The 19,552-nt window shown below is 58.5% G+C and carries 18 protein-coding genes, 1 pseudogene and 1 riboswitch; of the genes and pseudogenes, 15 read left to right on the top strand and 4 right to left on the bottom strand.

The window, feature by feature from the left end:
* Together ACQZ40_RS24270 and recQ are read left to right on the top strand one after the other, a co-directional pair.
* The coding region (locus ACQZ40_RS24270; protein ID WP_448748799.1) for a hypothetical protein at window positions 1–251 on the top strand (251 nt) is incomplete at its 5' end.
* Window positions 241–2,049 (top strand): DNA helicase RecQ, encoded by a 1,809-nt coding sequence (gene recQ / locus ACQZ40_RS24265; RefSeq protein ID WP_448748798.1) that lies wholly within the window; start codon window positions 241–243, stop codon window positions 2,047–2,049. The genes ACQZ40_RS24270 and recQ, both read left to right, overlap by 11 nt.
* Window positions 2,050–2,103: 54 nt before the next feature.
* Here recQ and ACQZ40_RS24260 read toward each other — a convergent pair whose 3' ends face one another.
* Window positions 2,104–3,336 (bottom strand): ROK family transcriptional regulator, encoded by a 1,233-nt coding sequence (locus tag ACQZ40_RS24260; RefSeq protein WP_065656364.1) that lies wholly within the window; start codon window positions 3,334–3,336, stop codon window positions 2,104–2,106.
* A 264-nt stretch (window positions 3,337–3,600) separates the two neighbouring features.
* On the opposite strand from ACQZ40_RS24260, the gene ACQZ40_RS24255 reads away from it, so the two are divergent.
* The 8 genes from ACQZ40_RS24255 (at window position 3,601) to nrdF (ending at window position 11,745) form a co-directional block, all read left to right on the top strand.
* Window positions 3,601–4,623, top strand: a complete 1,023-nt coding sequence (locus ACQZ40_RS24255; protein ID WP_003524279.1) for a sugar ABC transporter substrate-binding protein — start codon at window positions 3,601–3,603, stop codon at window positions 4,621–4,623.
* 223 nt (window positions 4,624–4,846) lie between these two features.
* Window positions 4,847–5,929 carry an ABC transporter permease gene (locus ACQZ40_RS24250; protein WP_065656365.1) on the top strand — a complete coding sequence of 361 codons (1,083 nt, stop codon included), beginning with the start codon at window positions 4,847–4,849 and terminating at the stop codon, window positions 5,927–5,929.
* Window positions 5,929–6,711 carry an ATP-binding cassette domain-containing protein gene (locus tag ACQZ40_RS24245; protein ID WP_003524281.1) on the top strand — a complete coding sequence of 261 codons (783 nt, stop codon included), beginning with the start codon at window positions 5,929–5,931 and terminating at the stop codon, window positions 6,709–6,711. Before ACQZ40_RS24250 ends, ACQZ40_RS24245 begins: the two co-directional genes overlap by 1 nt.
* Window positions 6,708–7,337 (top strand): nucleoside triphosphate hydrolase, encoded by a 630-nt coding sequence (locus ACQZ40_RS24240; RefSeq protein WP_271044753.1) that lies wholly within the window; start codon window positions 6,708–6,710, stop codon window positions 7,335–7,337. The genes ACQZ40_RS24245 and ACQZ40_RS24240 overlap by 4 nt, the downstream gene beginning before the upstream one ends.
* Before the next feature lie 132 nt (window positions 7,338–7,469).
* Window positions 7,470–7,693, top strand: a riboswitch (cobalamin riboswitch).
* A 255-nt stretch (window positions 7,694–7,948) separates the two neighbouring features.
* Window positions 7,949–8,170 carry a glutaredoxin-like protein NrdH gene (nrdH, locus tag ACQZ40_RS24235; RefSeq protein WP_003492911.1) on the top strand — a complete coding sequence of 74 codons (222 nt, stop codon included), beginning with the start codon at window positions 7,949–7,951 and terminating at the stop codon, window positions 8,168–8,170.
* Window positions 8,171–8,182: 12 nt separating this feature from the next.
* Window positions 8,183–8,581, top strand: coding sequence for a class Ib ribonucleoside-diphosphate reductase assembly flavoprotein NrdI (gene nrdI, locus ACQZ40_RS24230; protein WP_003507140.1), 399 nt, complete (start codon window positions 8,183–8,185; stop codon window positions 8,579–8,581).
* Window positions 8,569–10,755 (top strand): class 1b ribonucleoside-diphosphate reductase subunit alpha, encoded by a 2,187-nt coding sequence (nrdE, locus tag ACQZ40_RS24225; protein ID WP_448748797.1) that lies wholly within the window; start codon window positions 8,569–8,571, stop codon window positions 10,753–10,755. The genes nrdI and nrdE overlap by 13 nt, the downstream gene beginning before the upstream one ends.
* Before the next feature lie 15 nt (window positions 10,756–10,770).
* A complete protein-coding gene (gene nrdF / locus ACQZ40_RS24220) occupies window positions 10,771–11,745 on the top strand; it encodes a class 1b ribonucleoside-diphosphate reductase subunit beta (protein ID WP_080855740.1) in 975 nt (324 codons plus the stop codon).
* Between the two features lie 28 nt (window positions 11,746–11,773).
* Here nrdF and ACQZ40_RS24215 read toward each other — a convergent pair whose 3' ends face one another.
* Window positions 11,774–12,877 (bottom strand): alpha/beta hydrolase, encoded by a 1,104-nt coding sequence (locus ACQZ40_RS24215; RefSeq protein ID WP_448748796.1) that lies wholly within the window; start codon window positions 12,875–12,877, stop codon window positions 11,774–11,776.
* Between the two features lie 152 nt (window positions 12,878–13,029).
* On the opposite strand from ACQZ40_RS24215, the gene recF reads away from it, so the two are divergent.
* The 3 genes and pseudogenes from recF (at window position 13,030) to ACQZ40_RS24200 (ending at window position 15,413) form a co-directional block, all read left to right on the top strand.
* Complete coding sequence (gene recF, locus ACQZ40_RS24210) at window positions 13,030–14,157, top strand: DNA replication/repair protein RecF (RefSeq protein ID WP_448748795.1); 1,128 nt, start codon at window positions 13,030–13,032, stop codon at window positions 14,155–14,157.
* A 22-nt stretch (window positions 14,158–14,179) separates the two neighbouring features.
* Window positions 14,180–14,947, top strand: a complete 768-nt coding sequence (locus ACQZ40_RS24205; protein WP_104679199.1) for a molybdopterin-synthase adenylyltransferase MoeB — start codon at window positions 14,180–14,182, stop codon at window positions 14,945–14,947.
* Window positions 14,944–15,413: pseudogene (locus ACQZ40_RS24200) on the top strand (GNAT family N-acetyltransferase). The gene ACQZ40_RS24205 and the pseudogene ACQZ40_RS24200 overlap by 4 nt, the downstream one beginning before the upstream one ends.
* 6 nt (window positions 15,414–15,419) lie before the next feature.
* On the opposite strand, the gene ACQZ40_RS24195 reads toward ACQZ40_RS24200, so the two are convergent.
* Complete coding sequence (locus tag ACQZ40_RS24195) at window positions 15,420–16,424, bottom strand: 2-hydroxyacid dehydrogenase (protein WP_448748794.1); 1,005 nt, start codon at window positions 16,422–16,424, stop codon at window positions 15,420–15,422.
* Window positions 16,425–16,604: 180 nt separating this feature from the next.
* On the opposite strand from ACQZ40_RS24195, the gene ACQZ40_RS24190 reads away from it, so the two are divergent.
* Window positions 16,605–17,138 carry an SH3 domain-containing protein gene (locus tag ACQZ40_RS24190; RefSeq protein WP_026363850.1) on the top strand — a complete coding sequence of 178 codons (534 nt, stop codon included), beginning with the start codon at window positions 16,605–16,607 and terminating at the stop codon, window positions 17,136–17,138.
* Here ACQZ40_RS24190 and ACQZ40_RS24185 read toward each other — a convergent pair.
* Entirely contained in the window at window positions 17,131–18,123 is a 993-nt protein-coding gene (locus ACQZ40_RS24185; RefSeq protein WP_065656372.1) for an adenosine kinase, read from the bottom strand. The genes ACQZ40_RS24190 and ACQZ40_RS24185 overlap by 8 nt on opposite strands.
* A 478-nt stretch (window positions 18,124–18,601) precedes the next feature.
* Between ACQZ40_RS24185 and ACQZ40_RS24180 the strand changes: the two genes are divergently transcribed.
* Window positions 18,602–19,546: an AEC family transporter gene (locus ACQZ40_RS24180; RefSeq protein ID WP_174038688.1), complete on the top strand. Its 945-nt coding sequence runs from the start codon at window positions 18,602–18,604 to the stop codon at window positions 19,544–19,546.
* The last annotated feature ends 6 nt before the right edge of the window (window positions 19,547–19,552 follow it).

Raw genomic sequence — 19,552 nt, 5'->3', positions numbered from 1 at the left:
TGAAGGCCGCAGGTTCAAATCCTGCCCCCGCAACCAATATCAAAACAAAACCCCGTTGCACCCGCGACGGGGTTTTTTGTGTTTCTGGACTTATGAAATTGTGCCGTCAGGGAGAAACTAGGCCGCTGATCACAAAGCCAATCCCACAATCTCCTTCCATGAACAAAGCCATCTTCGCCATTGCCATCGATCAGAAAACGGTGATGATGCGCCATCATTCCATTTCGGATAAAAAATGCCGTGACCGCTGATCCCTTGCATATCCTCAAGACCGTCTATGGATACGATGCGTTTCGTGGAAGGCAGGCCGATATCATTCGGCATGTGGTGGCGGGAAACAATGCCTTCGTTTTGATGCCGACGGGCGGTGGGAAGTCGCTTTGTTACCAGATCCCGGCGCTTGCTCGTAATGGCATGGGGTTGATCGTCTCGCCGCTCATCGCACTGATGGTCGATCAGGTTGCAGCCCTGCGTCAGGCCGGCGTGCGGGCCGAAGCTCTTAATTCCGATCTTTCCCCGGAAGAGCGGCGCGCGCTTTGGCGGGACATGCGGGCCGGCAAGGTCGATATTCTTTATGCTGCGCCGGAAACTCTGCTCAAGCCGGATGTCCTCGATGCGCTGCAATCCATGGACCTGTCGCTGATCGCGGTCGATGAGGCCCATTGCCTGTCGCAATGGGGGCATGATTTCCGGCCGCCCTACCGCCAGCTAGACACGCTGATCGAGCGTTTTCCCGATACGCCGCGCATGGCGCTGACGGCGACGGCCGACGAGCCCACGCGCGCCGAAATTCTCGGCCACCTGGGGATTGAAGAGCACGATGCCTTCATCGCCGGGTTCGACCGGCCCAATATCCGCTATGCGATCATGGAAAAGGATAATCCGCGCGCGCAGCTGAAGCGCTTTTTGAAGGATCGCGACAGTGAGAGCGGTATCGTCTATTGCCTTTCCAAACGCAAAGTGGACGAAACGGCCGCATGGCTGCGAGAGGAGGGTCGTGATGCGCTGCCCTATCACGCTGGCATGGACAAGGCTGCCCGCGAGGAGAACCAGACCCGTTTCCAGCACGGCGAAGCGGTCATCATTGTCGCGACCGTCGCTTTCGGCATGGGCATAGACAAGCCGGATGTGCGCTTCGTGGTTCATATCGACCTGCCTGGCAGCATCGAGGCCTATTATCAGGAAACGGGCCGAGCCGGTCGCGACGGTCTGCCGTCGGACGTGCTCATGCTCTATGGCTATGAAGATATTGCCCTGCGCAATCGTTTCATCGAAGAATCTGATGCCGCGGATCAGCGCAAATATATGGAGCGCCAGAAGCTCGATGCGCTGCTTGGCCTCGCAGAAACGACGAGTTGCCGCCGGCAGGTTCTGCTCTCCTATTTCGGCGACCGGTGTGAGCCCTGCGGCAATTGCGATACCTGCGCCGAGCCGCCGGACCTGTTTGATGGGGCCATCGCCGCTCAGAAACTTCTGTCCTGTATTTATCGCACGGGTGAACGTTTTGGCCAGGCCTATGTCATCCGCGTATTGCTGGGTGTCGAGGACGAGCGGATTTGCCGCTTCGGACATGATCAAATCACCACCTACGGGATAGGCAAGGAGCATGACAACCGCACATGGCGCGCCATTTTGCGTCAGCTGGTTGCGTTACGCATGATTGAAGTGGATCTGTCCGGACATGGCGGCCTTTCCATCTCCGAGGATGGACGGCGATTCCTGCGCGAAAAACCGGCATTGATGCTGAGGATCCCATCCGCTCCCCGTTCCGCACGGCAGCAGACGCCCCGCAACACGGCATCGACGGTCTTGCCGGAATCCGATCGCAGTCTTTTTGAGGCGCTGCGTGCGAAGCGTATGGAAATTGCCCGGGCACAGAACGTTCCGCCCTATGTGATTTTCCACGACAAGACCCTCATAGAACTTGCGGCGGCAAAACCGGCCTCGGCGCAGGAAATGGCTGGGATTCCCGGCGTCGGAGATACCAAGCTCGAGCGATACGGACCTGCCTTTCTGGCGGCGATCATGCAGCACGCCGCTGGCGAATGACCGGCAGATCCAAATTAATAGCCGAGTAATAAAACCGCAGAGCGTTGCGAAGGCTCAGCCGGTCGTGTCCTTGAACAGAACGTTCTGATCGATGAGATAGCGCGAAAACAGGGGCAGGCTCGCGCCGCCGATTGCCCGCGCCTGGCTACCAACCGCGCCTTCGATGATGTCAGGCACCGTGACACCCTGCAGATCGTGGTGTTTAAGGGCAAGGCGGGTGGCGGCGACGATTCTGGTTCTGACCCAGTCGGGAAAACCGCCATCGATGATGACGCTCGAAAAATCGATGATGGAGGCGGCGGCAATGACGGCCTGCGCCAGCGCCGCGGCGGTTTTCCTGATCCAGCTTTCCAGCGGCTCGCCGAAATCGATCCACTCGTCCGGAGAAAACCACAGGGGGCGCGGATCGATGCCCTTTTCGCGCAGCATGTTTTCCAGAACGAAGATCGACGCGATTTTCAGAAGCTGGACGGTATTGCCGTCCTGCCCCTGCACCGGCAGGGGGCCGATGGCGCCGGCCGTTCCCGTCTTTCCGGAAAATAGCGCCGAATTCAAAACAACGCCGCCGCCTATGAAGGAGCCGATGAAGACGTAAAGAAAATCCGGATAGTGCTGGCCTGCGCCAAAAACCAGTTCGGCGCCGCAGGCGCTGGTCGCGTCGTTCTGCAGAAAAACCGGATAGCTGACGTTTTCGGCAATTTCCGACCGGATATCGACGCCCCGCCATCTCTCCATTTCGATCTGTGGAGCGCCCACTTCCTGCGCCCAGTTCCACAATTCGAATGGAGCGGCGATGCCGACACCGGCAATTTTCTCCCGCTCGGCAGGGGAAAGCTTCGATTCAAGTTCCGTTATGCCGTCGATTACGAAAGGTAGTATCCATTCCGGAAGAGGGTAGGGGTAGGTTCTGCGCAGCTTGAGCCTGATCCGGCCGACAAAATCCATCAGCACGAGATCGACGCTGCGTCGGCCGATCTTCACACCGAAAGAAAAGACGGCGTCGGGATTAAGCCGCATCGGCGTCGATGGCTGGCCGACTTTGCCACGCAGTCTTTCACCGCGAATGAGAAGCCCGTCCTTTTCAAGCGAGCGCATGATGACCGAGACGGTCTGCGCTGAAAGGCCGCAAAGTCTTGATATCTCCGCTTTTGACAGTCCGCCGTGACGGCGAACGAGAGACAGCACGAGCCGCTCATTATAAGCGCGCACTCCGATCTGGTTGGCGCCGCCGCTTATATCCATGGTGGTGGGCGACGCCGGCGGCGCCGTCTCGACAGATTGTCTCATAGTGTCATCCTCCCGCCCGCCCTATCCGCCGTGACCGATACAGCAGGCTTTATGGCAATCTTGCTATCGCAACGTTAAACGACGTGGCGATATTCCTCCCTGCCGCATATCAGAATGCCATAGGGAATTAATAATTCAACCGGATTTATTTATTGACAGGCGTTTCCTTTGGTGGTTCCATCTGAGCCAACGGTCATCGATCTCGGAGGAGACGGGATCGTCGGGTAACCGTCACGGTGCTCAAATATCCATTGGGAGGATCTCATGAAGACCACTGTTTCCGCTCTTCTGGGCGCGCTTGCGCTTGGCGTTTCTTTCGCTTCCGTTGCGTCAGCGGCCGATACTTCGGTTTGCCTCATCACCAAAACCGATACCAATCCCTTTTTCGTCAAGATGAAAGAAGGCGCGACCGCCAAGGCTAAAGAACTTGGCGTGACGCTGAAATCCTATGCCGGCAAGATCGACGGCGATTCCGAAAGCCAGGTAGCGGCCATCGAGACCTGCATTGCCGATGGCGCCAAGGGTATCCTGATCACCGCATCGGACACCAAGGGTATCGTTCCGGCCGTTCAGAAGGCGCGTGATGCCGGTCTTCTGGTCATTGCGCTCGATACGCCGCTGGAACCCGTCGATGCCGCCGATTCCACCTTCGCCACGGACAATCTTCTGGCTGGTGAGCTGATCGGCAAATGGGCTGCCGGCAGCCTCGGCGACAAGGCAAAAGATGCGAAAATCGCCTTCCTTAACCTTACCCCCTCCCAGCCGACGGTGGATGTGCTGCGCAACCAGGGCTTCATGAAGGGCTTTGGCATTGACGTGAAGGACATCAACAAGATCGGCGATGAAAACGATCCGCGTATCGTCGGCCATGATGTCACCAATGGTAACGAAGAAGGCGGCCGCGCGGCGATGGAAAATCTGCTGCAGAAGGACCCGACCATCAACGTCGTCCATACCATCAATGAACCTGCGGCTGCCGGCGCTTATGAGGCGTTGAAGGCGGTCGGCCGTGAAAAGGATGTTCTGATCGTTTCCGTCGATGGCGGTTGCCCGGGCGTCAAGAACGTCGCGGAAGGCGTGATCGGCGCGACCTCGCAGCAATATCCGCTGCTGATGGCGGCGCTTGGCGTGGAAGCCGTCAAGAAGTTTGCCGACACCGGTGAAAAGCCGAAGCCGACTGAAGGCAAGAACTTCGTCGATACCGGCGTGACGCTGGTAACCGACAAGCCGGTCAAGGGCCTCGACTCCATCGATACGAAGGAAGGTCTCAACAAGTGCTGGGGCTGATGCCTCGCCGTTGAAACCCGCGGGGGCATTCGTGCCCCCGCCCTTGGACGAGAATGATTCAGGCACGATCCGGGGGATCGGACAAAGGAACAAACGAGCGCGTCAGGCGTCCTGCGGGGATAGCATAGGCCGCTTCACAACACTTTGAAATCTATGCATCATTCTCTTTGGAGATAGGCCCGGTGTCAGGGCTGGTGCGATAGAGCGATCGGGAGGAAAATCCATGAGCGATCAGCCGGTGCGGGCTCAGCCGCATAATGAATTTGAAAAAGTGCTTTCGGGAAGTTCGACGCAGGTCGCTGCTTTCGATACGCACGACAAGAGTGTGCTGGAAAAACTGCAGCACTTTCTCCACTCCAGCCCGGCGGCCGTTCCGCTTATCGTTCTGGTGCTGTCGCTGATTGTTTTCGGCCTGCTTCTCGGCGGCAAGTTTTTCTCGGCCTTCACGCTGACCCTTATTCTGCAGCAGGTCGCCATCGTCGGTATTGTCGGCGCGGCGCAGTCGCTGGTCATCCTGACGGCGGGCATCGATCTGTCGGTCGGCGCGATTATGGTCCTGTCTTCCGTTGTCATGGGACAGTTCACCTTCCGTTACGGCTTGCCGGCGGAACTTTCCATTCTCTGTGGCCTTGCCGTCGGCGCATTTTGCGGCTTCATCAACGGCATTCTGGTCTCGCGCATGCGCCTGCCGCCCTTCATCGTCACGCTAGGCATGTGGCAGATCGTATTGGCGACCAACTTCCTCTATTCCGCAAACGAAACTATCCGCGCCCAGGATATCGCCCAGCAGGCGCCGATCCTGCAATTCTTCGGCGCCAATATCCGGGTCGGCGGCGCGGTCTTCACCTATGGCGTCATCGCAATGGTCCTGCTCGTCGCCCTGCTCTGGTATGTGCTGAACCGCACCGCCTGGGGTCGCCATCTTTATGCTGTCGGTGACGATCCGGATGCCGCCGAACTTGCCGGTGTCAACGTCAAGCGCATGCTGACCACCGTTTACACGCTGTCGGGTCTCATCTGCGCCTTCGCCGGCTGGGCCTTGATCGGCCGCATCGGCTCGGTTTCGCCGACAGCCGGTCAATTCGCCAATATCGAATCCATCACTGCGGTGGTTATCGGCGGCCTTTCGCTGTTCGGTGGACGTGGCTCCATCATGGGCATGATCTTCGGCGCCCTGATCGTCGGCGTCTTTTCGCTCGGCCTCAGGCTTATCGGAACAGACCCGCAATGGACCTATCTGTTGATCGGCGTCCTCATCATCATGGCTGTCGCAATCGACCAGTGGATCAGAAAGGTAGCAGGCTGATGGCAAAAGAACCCATTCTCACAGCACGCAATCTCGTCAAGCGCTATGGTCGTGTGACCGCCCTCGACCATGCCGATTTCGATCTCTATCCGGGCGAAATCCTGGCGGTGATCGGCGATAACGGCGCTGGCAAATCTTCTCTCATCAAGGCGATTTCCGGTGCGGTGACACCCGATGAAGGGGAAATCCGGCTGGAAGGCCAGCCCGTGCAGTTCCGCTCGCCGATAGAGGCGCGCAAGGCTGGCATAGAGACGGTCTATCAGAACCTCGCGTTGTCGCCGGCGCTTTCCATAGCCGACAATATGTTTCTCGGCCGCGAAATCCGTAAACCCGGCATTCAGGGCAGCCTCTTCCGCGCCCTTGACCGCCCGGCCATGGAAAAATTCGCCCGGGAGAAACTGTCGGAACTCGGCCTGATGACGATCCAGAACATCAATCAGGCGGTGGAAACCCTCTCCGGGGGTCAGCGTCAGGGTGTGGCGGTGGCGCGTGCAGCCGCCTTCGGCTCCAAGGTCGTTATCCTCGACGAGCCGACGGCAGCACTCGGCGTGAAGGAAAGCCGGCGTGTTCTGGAGCTTATTCTGGACGTGCGTTCGCGCGGCCTGCCGATCGTCCTCATCTCGCACAACATGCCGCATGTCTTCGAGGTTGCGGATCGCATCCATATCCACCGGCTCGGCAAGCGCCTGTGCGTTATCAATCCGAAGGACTACTCCATGTCCGACGCCGTCGCCTTCATGACCGGCGCCAAGGAAGCGCCGAAGGAAACGCTTGCCGCATGACGCTGAAGCTTGAAACCATCGCCGAAGACGTTCTTCGGCGGGCAGAAGGTAGATCCCGTTTTATCGTCGCTATTGCCGGTCCCCCTGGGGCCGGCAAATCCACGCTGGCGGATGCCCTTTGTGATGCTTTGCTGGCACGGGGCGAAACGGCCGCCGTGCTGCCCATGGACGGCTTCCATATGGACAATGGCATCCTTGAAGGGCGCGGGCTGCTGCCGCGAAAGGGCGCACCCGAAACCTTCGACGTGCGCGGTTTCCTCGATATCGTCTCCGCCGTCCGCAGGGGCGGGCAGGAGGTGCTTGTTCCGGTTTTCGACCGTTCCCGTGAAATCGCCATAGCGTCCGCCCGGGCGATTGCGCCGGAAACACGCTTTATCCTTGCTGAAGGCAATTATCTGCTGCTGGACGAGGCGCCGTGGACAACTCTTTCCAAAAGCTTCGACCTCACCGTTTTTGTAGGGCCGTCCGTCGACGTGCTTGAGGAGAGGCTACGGAAAAGGTGGCAGGGCTATGGTCTCGACGAGGCTGCGATCCACGCCAAACTTTTCGAAAACGATCTTCCGAACGGAAAAAGGGTGATCGAAAACGCCCGTCCCGCCGATATTCATATCGACATCTGGGAATAGACTAACGCATTTTCTGTTTGAGCGTCGGCGCGCTCGTGCCGTTAAGCCTTTGTTGACCATGTGTTGAATCTTTTTGATCCACAGGGTGGGGCTTTTGTGTGTCTATTCATTGACGCGAAAATTTCCTCATATACTATATGTGGTGTTCGAGGTTCTTCCGATTCGCAAGGGTTGGGAGCTAAGACGGGAATTCGGTGCGTAACGCCATCATGGTGGAGCAAGGCCGAAACTGCCCCCGCAACTGTAAGCGGTGAGCATCGTTCCGATTTGGGTCACTGGAGCCGAAAGCTTCGGGAAGGCCGGAATAGATGTTGTGACCCGCAAGTCAGGAGACCTGCCTTGAGCGCAAACGTCCACGGGCGGGGTGTCCGGAGGAAGGTGTATGACGCAAATGATTTGCGTGCGCCCTTTTCTGCCCCCTCCAGAACAAGCTTCGGGGTGAAGTCATGCCAGTGCATTTGTTTGAGTTGCTGCGCTCGTCGGCGTAGAGAGCGATTTTACGCGGCTAGAGCCGCGCACGCCCACCTTAATGACAGATCCATCGCCGCCCGATTGCGATTGCAATCGGCAATGTTGAGCCGTGTCCGAAACCGGCTTCGAGAGAGGAAATTATGACCGTCACCGTTTACAGCAAGCCCGCCTGCGTCCAGTGCACTGCCACTTACCGCGCCCTCGACCGCATCGGTGTCTCCTATGAGATCATCGATATTTCCGAAGATGCGGATGCGCTCGATCATGTCCGTGGCCTCGGCTATATGCAGGTGCCCGTGGTCGTCGCCGGTGAGCGCCATTGGGCGGGTTTCCGGCCGGATATGATCGGCTCGATCAGCTGAGGTGGAGGGGCGATGGGCCTGATCGTCTATTATTCCAGCCGCTCTGAAAACACCCATCGTTTCCTTCTGAAACTGGGACGGCGTCTGTTTCGCCTGCCGCTCGGCGCGGAGGACGACGTACCGCATGTGTCGGAGCCCTATGTGCTGGTCACACCCACCTATGGGGGGGGGGGCACCAAAGGGGCCGTGCCGAAACCGGTCATCCGGTTCTTGAACGAGCCCTCCAACCGAAACCTCATTCGCGGCGTTATCGCGGCGGGAAACACGAATTTTGGCGCAGCTTTCGCATCCGCCGGAGATATCGTCTCGCGCAAATGCGCCGTGCCGTTTCTCTATCGCTTCGAGCTTCTTGGCACGGAGGAAGATGTCGCCAACGTCAAACATGGATTGGAACGATTTTGGACACGCTGACCTCAAGCGCCATGCGCAAGGACGCCAAACAGCCGGCAACAGCAACCCAGAAACCGCTCGATGCGGCTCTGGACTACCACGCGCTGAACGCGATGCTGAACCTTTACGATGAGAACGGAAAGATCCAGCTCGACAAGGATCGCCTTGCCGCCCGGCAATATTTCCTCCAGCACGTCAACCAGAACACCGTGTTTTTCCATAACCTTCGGGAAAAGCTAGATTATCTGGTGACGGAGGGATATTACGAGCAGGAGGTGCTGGACCAGTATTCCTTCAATTTCGTCCGCGACCTCTATGACGAGGCCTATGCCCGGAAATTCCGCTTTCCGACCTTTCTCGGCGCCTTCAAATATTACACCTCCTACACGCTGAAGACCTTCGACGGAAAACGTTATCTGGAGCGTTACGAGGATCGCGTCTGCATGGTGGCGCTGGCCCTTGCGCGCGGTGATGAGCAGCTTGCGCGCAATCTGGTCGATGAAATCATTTCAGGCCGCTTCCAGCCGGCAACGCCGACATTCCTCAACGCCGGCAAGAAGAGCCGCGGTGAGCTGGTTTCATGTTTTCTGCTGCGTGTGGAAGACAATATGGAAAGCATCGGCCGCTCCATCAATTCGGCCCTGCAGCTTTCCAAGCGCGGCGGCGGCGTGGCGCTGTCCTTGACCAATATTCGCGAATTCGGCGCGCCGATCAAACAGATCGAAAACCAGTCGTCCGGCGTTATTCCCGTCATGAAGCTGCTGGAAGACAGTTTTTCCTACGCCAACCAGCTTGGTGCGCGTCAGGGTGCCGGCGCGGTCTATCTGCATGCTCACCATCCGGATATCATGCGCTTCCTCGACACCAAGCGCGAAAATGCCGACGAGAAAATCCGCATCAAGACCCTGTCACTCGGCGTGGTGATCCCCGACATCACCTTCGAACTCGCCCGCAACAACGAGGATATGTATCTGTTTTCGCCCTATGATGTGGAGCGGGTCTATGGCGTGCCGTTGACCGAGATTTCGGTCACCGAAAAATACCAGGAAATGGTCGCCGATAGCCGCATCCGCAAGAAGAAGATCAAGGCGCGCGAATTCTTCCAGGTGATCGCCGAAATCCAGTTCGAGAGCGGTTACCCCTACATCATGTTTGAAGATACGGTGAACCGCGCCAATCCGGTTGCCGGCCGCATCAGCATGAGCAATCTCTGCTCGGAAATCCTGCAGGTCAGCGAGGCAAGCGAATTTAATGCCGATCTTTCCTATAGCCATATGGGCAAGGATATCTCCTGCAATCTCGGCTCGCTGAACATCGCCTCGGCGATGGATTCGGCCGATTTCGGCAAGACCATCGAGACCTCCATCCGTGCGCTGACGGCGGTGTCGGATATGAGCCATATTTCCTCCGTTCCTTCGGTGGAAAAGGGCAATGATGCCAGCCACGCCATCGGGCTAGGCCAGATGAACCTGCACGGCTATCTGGCGCGCGAACGCATCTTCTACGGCTCCGAAGAAGGCGTCGATTTCACCAATATCTATTTCTACACCGTCACCTATCACGCCATCCGCGCCAGCAACCGGCTGGCGGTGGAAAGGGGCCAGAGCTTCAAGGGCTTTGAGAACTCCAAATATGCCTCGGGTGAATATTTCGACAAATATACCGACCGGGAATGGTTGCCTGCGACGGAAAAGGTCCGTGAGCTGTTCGAAAAAGCCGGTATCGCCATTCCGACGCAGGAGGACTGGAAGGCTTTGAAGCAGGACGTCATGGCGTCAGGTCTCTATAACCAGAACCTTCAGGCCGTACCGCCCACCGGTTCGATCTCCTATATCAACCACTCCACTTCCTCCATTCATCCGATCGTCTCGAAGATCGAAATCCGCAAAGAGGGCAAGATCGGCCGCGTTTATTACCCGGCTTCCTATCTCTCGAACGACAATCTCGAATATTATCAGGACGCCTATGAAATCGGCCCGGAAAAGATCATAGACACCTATGCAGCCGCGACCCAGCATGTCGATCAGGGCCTGTCGCTGACGCTGTTCTTCCGCGATACGGCAACGACGCGCGATATCAACCGGGCGCAGATCTACGCCTGGAAGAAGGGCATCAAGACCATCTACTACATCCGTTTGCGCCAGATGGCGCTGGAAGGCACGCAGGTTCAGGGCTGCGTTTCCTGCACGCTCTGAATTGAGGACAAGACAATGAATATCGCCGTAAAACCCGTGTCCCGCATTCGTGCGGTCAACTGGAACCGCATCGAGGACGACAAGGACCTCGAAGTCTGGAACCGCCTGACCTCGAATTTCTGGCTGCCGGAAAAGGTGCCGCTCTCCAATGACATCCCCTCCTGGGGAACGCTGAAGCCGGAAGAGCAGAAACTGACAATCCGTGTCTTCACCGGCCTGACATTGCTCGACACCATCCAGAACGGTGTCGGCGCCGTGCGCCTGATGGCGGATTCGGCAACGCCGCATGAGGAGGCGGTGCTTTCCAACATCTCCTTCATGGAGGCCGTGCACGCCCGCTCCTATTCCTCGATCTTCTCGACGCTGTGCCTCACCCCTGACGTTGACGACGCCTATCGCTGGTCGGAGGAAAACGAATTTCTGCAGCGTAAATCCGCGCTCATCATGCGGGAATATGACAGCGGCGATCCGTTGAAGAAAAAAATCGCCAGCGTGTTTCTGGAAAGTTTCCTGTTCTATTCCGGCTTCTATCTGCCGATGTTCTGGTCAAGCCGCGCCAAGCTCACCAATACGGCGGATTTGATCCGCCTCATCATCCGCGATGAGGCCGTGCATGGCTATTATATCGGCTACAAGTTCCAGCGGGCGCTGGAGCGTCTCAGCGAAACGCAGAGACAGGAGATCAAGGATTTCGCCTTCGATCTCCTGCTCGAACTTTACGACAATGAGGCGAAATATACCGAAGACCTTTATGACGGCGTCGGCCTGACGGAGGACGTCAAGCAGTTCCTGCATTACAACGCCAACAAAGCCCTGATGAATCTGGGTTATGAGGCGCTGTTTCCGGCCGAGGCCTGCCGGGTTAACCCCGCGATCCTTTCGGCGCTCTCGCCCAATGCCGATGAGAACCACGACTTCTTTTCCGGTTCCGGCTCCTCTTATGTCATCGGCAAGGCGGTTGCGACCGAAGACGAAGACTGGGATTTCTGAAACCGGCTTGTCGGAAGGACCCGCAAAACTATTGCGGGTTCACCACCTGGCTCGCAAGGCGGAAGGGGCTGGAGACAGTGGCGCCGATCGCATCGAAAACGAAGGCTCCGGCACTGTTGATATCGCCCCCGCGCCTGCTTGCCTCCAGCTGCGGCACCATGGAGGCCAGCGCCGCGTAGCGGTCGTGGTTGAGCGGGTCCGACGCCTTCAGATTGGAGATGTCGACGAATTGCACGCCCTCCTTGAGAGCGGCTTCCTGCACTTGGCGGTCAGTCACATCCAGCGCACCGATACGGGTAACGTCGGCGCCAAGGATGGAAGAGGCTTTCAGCGCACGGTCATCCTTGGAAACGAGAACGGTGAGCGGCGGGCTGAGCCGGCCGACAACCTCGATCTGCTTGCGGAAGACATCGGCGTCAATATCAGGCGCAGCCAGCACCACCTGCAGCTTGGCGATGACATCGTTTCTGCCCTGGAAACGCAATTGCCGCAGCGCCTCCATGACCAGCCAGCCGCCCATGCTGTGACCGAACACGACGACGCTCTTCTTAGGGGTCTGCCGGGTGAGATCGATCAACATCGCGGCGAGCGCATCGCGTGAAAAAGTCGCGGACTCCTTGTCGGCCACATAACCGGCGACGGAGGCTTGCGACGGCCAGGAAAAGACCAGCGGCACGCCGTTCATATTGGCATCCGCCGCCATCTGCGCCGCGCGGAACAGGGCTTCCTGATAGCTGTAATTATAGCCGTGCACGAAAAGTGCGATCTGCTTGCCGGAGCGGGCTATGTCGCCAAGATCGGCATTAAAGCGCGTCTTCGTCAGCATATCGGCCCTGGTGACGACGAAGTCTTTGTTCGGGTCCGGCTTGCCGCTGGCCCATTCGATTTTCCCGCTTTTATGGGTTGGCGGAATGGAAATATCGAAACTGGCGTAGTTCGGCTCCATTGCCCGCTCCGTGCCGAAGCCCTTTTTCGCGTCCGTGTTTTTCTCCCGTGTGCTCGCCACGAAGGCGGTCACGATTTTCGTGTCTCGGGTCCTGGTGTTGACGGCCTCCAGCACATCCGCCCCCGGTCGGCCTGCGCAGGAGGAGAGAAGACCGAGGGCGAGAAAGAGAGAAAAGATCAGGCGCATGAATGGGCTACCGGTGATGAGGACCGGTTCATAAATAACCGGCGACTAAAAAAGTTGCTACTGAAGAATGAATTGCACTCTAGCGGCTGTCTTCGGTGCGGACGGACGTTCCCCACCTTGCTATCCGTCCCTCTTCGTTTTAGGCCGTACACATGACGAACAAGGTGTCGCTTTTACGGCTGAAACTCACAGACTTCCGCAATTATGCGGCGGCCGCGCTCACGCTCGATGAACGCCATGTTGTGCTTACGGGCGACAACGGTTCCGGCAAGACCAATCTTCTGGAGGCCGTCTCCTTTCTTTCACCCGGAAGGGGCCTGCGTCGCGCCACCCTGTCTGATGTGACGCGGGTAGGGGCCGAAGCCGCCGGCTTCTCGATCTTCGCCGATGTCGAGGGCATGGATGGCGAAGTTGCCATCGGTACGGGAATTGAAGGCGATGGCGAGGTGGTGTCGCGTCGCTTGAGACTGAATGGCACGCCGGTGAAATCCGTCGATGAACTGACCGACCATCTGCGGGTATTGTGGCTGACGCCCGCGATGGACGGCCTCTTTACCGGCTCGTCCTCGGACCGCCGGCGTTTCCTCGACCGGCTGGTGCTGTCGCTCGATCCTGCCCATGGAAGGCGGGCAAGCGATTTCGAAAAGGCCATGCGCGGCCGCAACAGGCTGCTTTCGGAAGGCCGCTTCGATCCTGTCTGGCTGGACGGCATCGAAAAGCAGATGGCCGAACTCGGCATTTCCATGGCGGTCGCGCGTTATGAGATGCTCGGCCTCTTGAAGAGCCTCATCGAGGGGCGGGCCGGCAATGCCGCTTTTCCCTCGGCGGCGCTTTCTCTCTCCGGTTTCATGGACGATGGGCTCAATCGTCCCGCCGTCGATCTGGAGGATGAATACAGGCTTATGTTGCGCGATGGCCGGTATCGTGACGCTGCTGCCGGCCGCACACTGGATGGGCCGCACCGCGTCGATCTATTCGTGCGCCATGCGGAAAAGGACATGGAGGCCGAACGCTGTTCAACCGGGGAACAGAAGGCGCTGCTAGTGGGGCTGGTGCTTGCGCATGCGCAGCTGACCGCCAATATGACTGGCCATGCGCCGGTTCTGCTGCTGGACGAAATTGCCGCCCATCTGGACGAGGGCAGGCGAGCCGCCCTGTTCGATCTCATCCACGCGCTGGGCGGTCAGAGTTTCATGACCGGAACGGATGCGGCCATGTTCTCCGCTCTTGGCGAGCGGGCACAGTTCTTCAATGTTTCCCATGGGAGCATCACGGCATGACGGCAGAGAAATGGAGTACGGCATGGACCCGCTGAGCCCGGAAGAAATCGAACGCTACAAGCGCCATATCCTGTTGCCGGAAATCGGCGGCGTGGGCCAGCAGCGGCTGAAGGCGGCGCGTGTGCTGGTCATCGGCGCCGGTGGTCTCGGCGCTCCTGTCCTGCATTATCTTGCCGCCGCCGGTGTCGGCACGCTCGGCATGATCGATGACGATGTGGTTTCCCTGTCCAATCTGCAGCGACAGGTGATCCACGATACCGGTACGATTGGGGAGCTGAAGACGGAGAGCGCGCGCAAGGCCATCGCCCGGCTCAATCCGCATGTCCGCACGCTTGTTTATGAAGAGCGCTTTTCGCAGGTCTGGGCGCATGACCATCTGCCATCCTTCGATCTCCTGATCGACGGCTCGGACAATTTCGATACGCGTTATACCGCCGCCGATGCGGCGGAGGCTGCGAAAAGACCGTTGGTAACGGGAGCTGTCGGCCGTTTCGATGGTTCGGTGACGGTGCTGAAACCCTATGAGACGAATGCCGAGGGTGCTCTGTTGCCCGGCTATCGCGACCTGTTTCCGGAACCGCCGCCGCAGGGCCTCATTCCCAATTGCGCGGAAACAGGCATTGTCGGCGCGCTGACTGGGGTTATCGGCACGCTTATGGCCATGGAGGCGATCAAGGTTATCACCGGTGCCGGCGAGCCGCTGATCGGCCGTCTGCTCCTCTATGACGCCCTGTCGGCCCGTTTCGAAACCGTGCGATACAAGCGGCGGGCAACTGGGAAGAAACCATGATCGAGATCGCTAAGATCGGGGAAGAATTCGGCAGGAATTGCTGGCACTTATCATGTCCTCCTTCGCCTATATGGATGGCATCATCGATCCGCCGTCGTCGGCTCATCGCCTGACGCTTGAAAATCTGGCGGAGAAGGCAAGGGTGGAGATCGCTTTCGTGGCGCTTGATGGCGATGAGATTGTCGGCTGCCTGTTTTGCCGGCCGGAGCCGCCCGCTTGTCTTTATGTCGGCAAACTCTGTGTTTCCCCGAAAGCGCAGGGAAAGGGTATAGGCAGGATGCTTCTGGAGCAGGCCGAAGCGCTGGCCCGCGAATTGGCGTTACCGGCGTTGCGGCTGGAAACCCGTATCGAGCTTATCGCCAATCATACCAAATTCGCCGCCTGGGGTTTCGTCAAGACCGCCGAAAACTCCCATGCCGGCTATAATCGCACGACCTCGATCGAAATGACCAAATTCCTCGGCTGAAGCGGCTCAGTTCCGCCCCGGCAGCACCCGGTTCGGCGGACGGTGGCCGTCGAACAGCGTGCGGATGTTGATGATGACCTTATCGCCCATTTCGATACGGCCCTCAATCGTCGCAGAGCCCATATGCGGAAGCAGCACGACCTTGCCTTCCTTGGCGAGATTGATGAGCTTGGGGTTCACCGCAGGCTCATTCTCATAGACATCGAGACCGGCGCCGGCGATTTTGCCTTCGCGCAGGCACTGGATCATCGCCGCTTCATCGATGATATCGCCGCGTGCGGTATTGACGATGTAGCTGGTCGGCTGCATCAGCGCCAGCCGCCGCGCTGAAATCAGGTGATAGGTTGCGGGCGTCGAAGGGCAATTGACGGAGACGATATCCACCCGCGCCAGCATCTGGTCGAGGCTGTCCCAATAGGTCGCCTCAAGCTCCGCTTCCGTCGCTGGATTGACGCGTTTGCGGTTGTGATAATGAATGGAAAGGCCGAAGGCCTTGGCACGCCGCGCAACCGCGGTTCCGATGCGGCCCATGCCGACAATGCCGATGCGCTTGCCGGAAATCCGCCGCCCGAGCATCCAGGTCGGCGACCAGCCCAGCCATTCGTCCGCGCCATTGGCGAGCACCCTTGTACCTTCGATCATACGGCGCGGCACGGCGAGCACCAGCGCCATGGTGATATCGGCGCTGTCCTCGGTCAGTACATTGGGCGTATTGGTGACGGTAATGCCCTTTCGGGCCGCCGCATCCACATCCACATGGTCGATGCCGTTGGAAAAGCTGGCGATCAGCTTCAGTTGCGGCCCTGCCTGCTCGATCATCGCGGCGGTGATGCGGTCGGTGACGGTCGGCACGAGCACGTCCACCCTTCGCATGGCGGCGACAAGCTCCGCCTCGCTGCGCGGGGTATCGTCGATATTCAGTTCGGCATCGAAGAGTTCGCGCATTCTGGTTTCGACGACGTCAGGCAATTTGCGGGTGATATAGACTGTCGGTCTCTTCTTGTGGGTCATCGTTTGCCGCTGCCTTGTTCAGAAGTCATTAACCAGAAAGAGCGATAATTTCTTTCAATCAGGGCGTTTCTACCAGACCCACCGGCGAAGACAAACAAAACTCGCTGAAGCTTGAGGCATGTGGAAACGAGCCTCCTTAAATATCATCCGGTTTGCAGAAGGCGGGAAACGGAAATGGGCATGCGCAGTGTAGTTTCTATCGTTTGCATTGCATTGTCTCTGGGCCTCCTCGGGGCGGCAACCGACGCCATGGCGCAGGGTGCCGCCAAAGGCGCAAGCGGCCTACCGCTGCCGCGTTTTGTCAGCCTGAAATCCAAGCGCGTCAACATGCGCATCGGACCGAGCACGGATTATGCCGTGTCATGGATGTATCTGAAATCGGGAATGCCGGTGGAAATCATTCAGGAATATGAGAACTGGCGGCGTATCCGCGATGCCGACGGCACGGAAGGCTGGGTCAACCAGGCTCTGCTTTCCGGTGAGCGCACGGCCGTTGCGGCTCCGTGGATGCGTGGCAAGGGCAAGGAAGTTTACGTGAACATGCGCCGCGAGGCGCAGTCGGGCGCTTCTGTCGTTGCGCGGCTCGAACCGGGCGTCGTCTTCAGGATCGGCGAATGCAATGGCGACTGGTGCCGCGCCGAGGCCGGCCAAGCCTCGGGCTGGGTTTCGCAGGGCGAAATCTGGGGTGCTTACCCCGGTGAAGCCTTTAAATAAGGCCGTGCTTCTCGCCAAGCGCCTTGAGAGATGACATCGGGCGCGGCCCGACTTGCTGAATGACGGCGGCAGCGGCAAGGCAGCCGAGCTTGCCGCAATCTTCGAGCGACCGGTCCTGCGTATAACCGAACAGGAAGCCCGCAGCGAAAAGATCGCCGGCGCCCGTGGTGTCCACCACATCATGCACCGGATAGGCTTCAACCTTCACACGTTCCGTGCCGCGCAGGATGACGGCGCCTTCCTCGCTCATCGTCACCGCTGCGATCTTGCAGTCGGCTGCGATTTTGGTCAGCGCAAGCTCGAAATCGTCGGTTTCGTAAAGGGAAAGCGCTTCCTGCTTGTTGGCGAAAACAATGTCCACAGTACCCGAACGCATCAGGTCGAGGAATTCGTCGCGATAGCGGCCAACGCAGAAGCTGTCGGAAAGCGTCATGGAAACTTCGCGGCCGTTTTCATGGGCAATGCGGGCGCATTCGCGAATGGCGTCCTTGGCGCGCGGCGGGTCCCAAAGGTAACCCTCGAAGTAGGTGACTTTCGTATCCGCCACCACGTCTTCTTCCACGTCTTCAGGACCGAGATCGACGCAGGCGCCGAGATAGGTGTTCATCGAACGCTCACCATCTTCGGTCACGAAGATCATCGAACGCGCGGTCGGCGGGAAGGTGCCTTCCGGCTTGGTTTCGAAATAGACGCCCTGCGCGCGGATATCGTGCTGGAAGATTTCGCCGAGCTGGTCTTGTGCCACCTTGCCGAAATAGGCGGCCTTGCCGCCGAAATTAGCCACGCCCGCCGCCGTGTTGCCAGCGCTGCCGCCGGAGGCTTCGAGAGCCGGTCCCATCAGCGAGTAAAGCAACTCGGCCCGTTCCGCGTCGATGAGGTTCATCGCGCCTTTGGTAATGGCATTGTCGTTGAGGAAGCGATCGTCGCAGCGGGAAATGATGTCGACGATGGCATTGCCGACAGTCAGTACGTCGAATTTCGTCATAGGCCCTATCCGTTTCGCACAGGGTGTGCGTATTTTTCGAAAGGTCTTAAACATTTCTGGCGGCAAGAAAAGCCCAAACAGAAAATATGCCGTTCTCCGCGAGGAGCGAAAACGCGTCATCTGTCTGTAATGTGGTTAAGCTATTTCATTTGTCAGAGCAAAAGGTGTGTGAATGCATACCGGAATGGAAGACATGATGGTCTTCTGGCTCAACCGTTATCTCCGCCACGGATGTACTGGCGGCATATAACGGACATAAAAGGCGGGGGAGACCCCGCTTTTTCTTTTTTGGGTAACGTTCGGCCTTGCGAATTTTACGGGCCAAGACGCGCTTTCTGCCCAAAGCGGCTCGCGAGTTTTGTCTTTCTTGGACGCCATGTGGCGAAAACAAGGAGTGGGAGCGTTTTCGCGATTCCATTCCCGTGGAAAAGGCTCTAAAGCGGAGTATCTCCCGCAAAGCCGCGAAAGCTCTCCCTCCATGTCTGCCGTTGCCGCGAATGTCGCCCCGATTTTCATTCTCATCCTGATCGGCTGGCTCACCGTCAAGGCTGGTCTGTTCAGGGCCGATGCCGGCGATATCCTCAGCGATTTCGTGTTCAAGATCGCCGTGCCGACCTTGATCTTCCGCACACTTGCGGAAGCAAATTTTCACGGTGCTTCGCCCTTCCGGCTCTGGATCACCTATTTCGCCGGCGTGGCCGTCACCTGGACGGTCGGGCATATCGTCACCCGTTATGTCTTCAAGCAGGATGTCCGCATCGCCGTCATTGCCGGCATTTCCTCGGCATTTGCGAACAATATCTTCATCGGCCTGCCGCTGGTCGGGCGCTCCGTCGGGGATGAGGGGCTGGTCGCTCTCTCCATCCTGCTCGCCATCCATCTACCTGTGATGATGATCGCGGGTACGATCCTGATGGAAAACGCCACGCACAAGGCGGTCGGCGGGGAAAAGCGAAGCATGGCGGCGGTGTTCAAGCAAGTGGGCCGCAATCTCGTCACCAATCCGCTGGTGATCGGCCTTGTCATCGGGCTTTCGACCAATGTTTCCGGCGTGGCGCTGACGCCCATCCTGAAAACCGTGGTCGATCAGATCGCCTCCATGGCGGGGCCGGCAGCACTTATTTCGCTCGGCATGGCGCTGACGAAATATACCATCCGAGGCAACATGGGCATTGCCGTCACCATGACGGTGTTCAAGCTGCTGCTGCTGCCCGCCTGCGTTTGGGGAATGGGTCATGCGCTCGGTCTCAGCCGGGAATGGACTGCGGCGCTCGTGCTTACCTCGTCGGTGCCGACTGGGGTCAATGCCTGGCTTATCGCAAACCGCTTCGGCATCGGCCACAGCGTGGCCGCTTCCACCATCAGCATTTCCACAGCGACCGGCGTTCTCTCCGTGTCGCTATGGGCATGGCTGCTGAGTTGATTTCTG

The sequence above is a fragment of the Agrobacterium sp. 16-172Ci genome (genome assembly GCF_053522725.1).
Note: the sequence above shows the minus strand (reverse complement) of the source record. Positions and strands in the feature narration are given on the sequence as shown.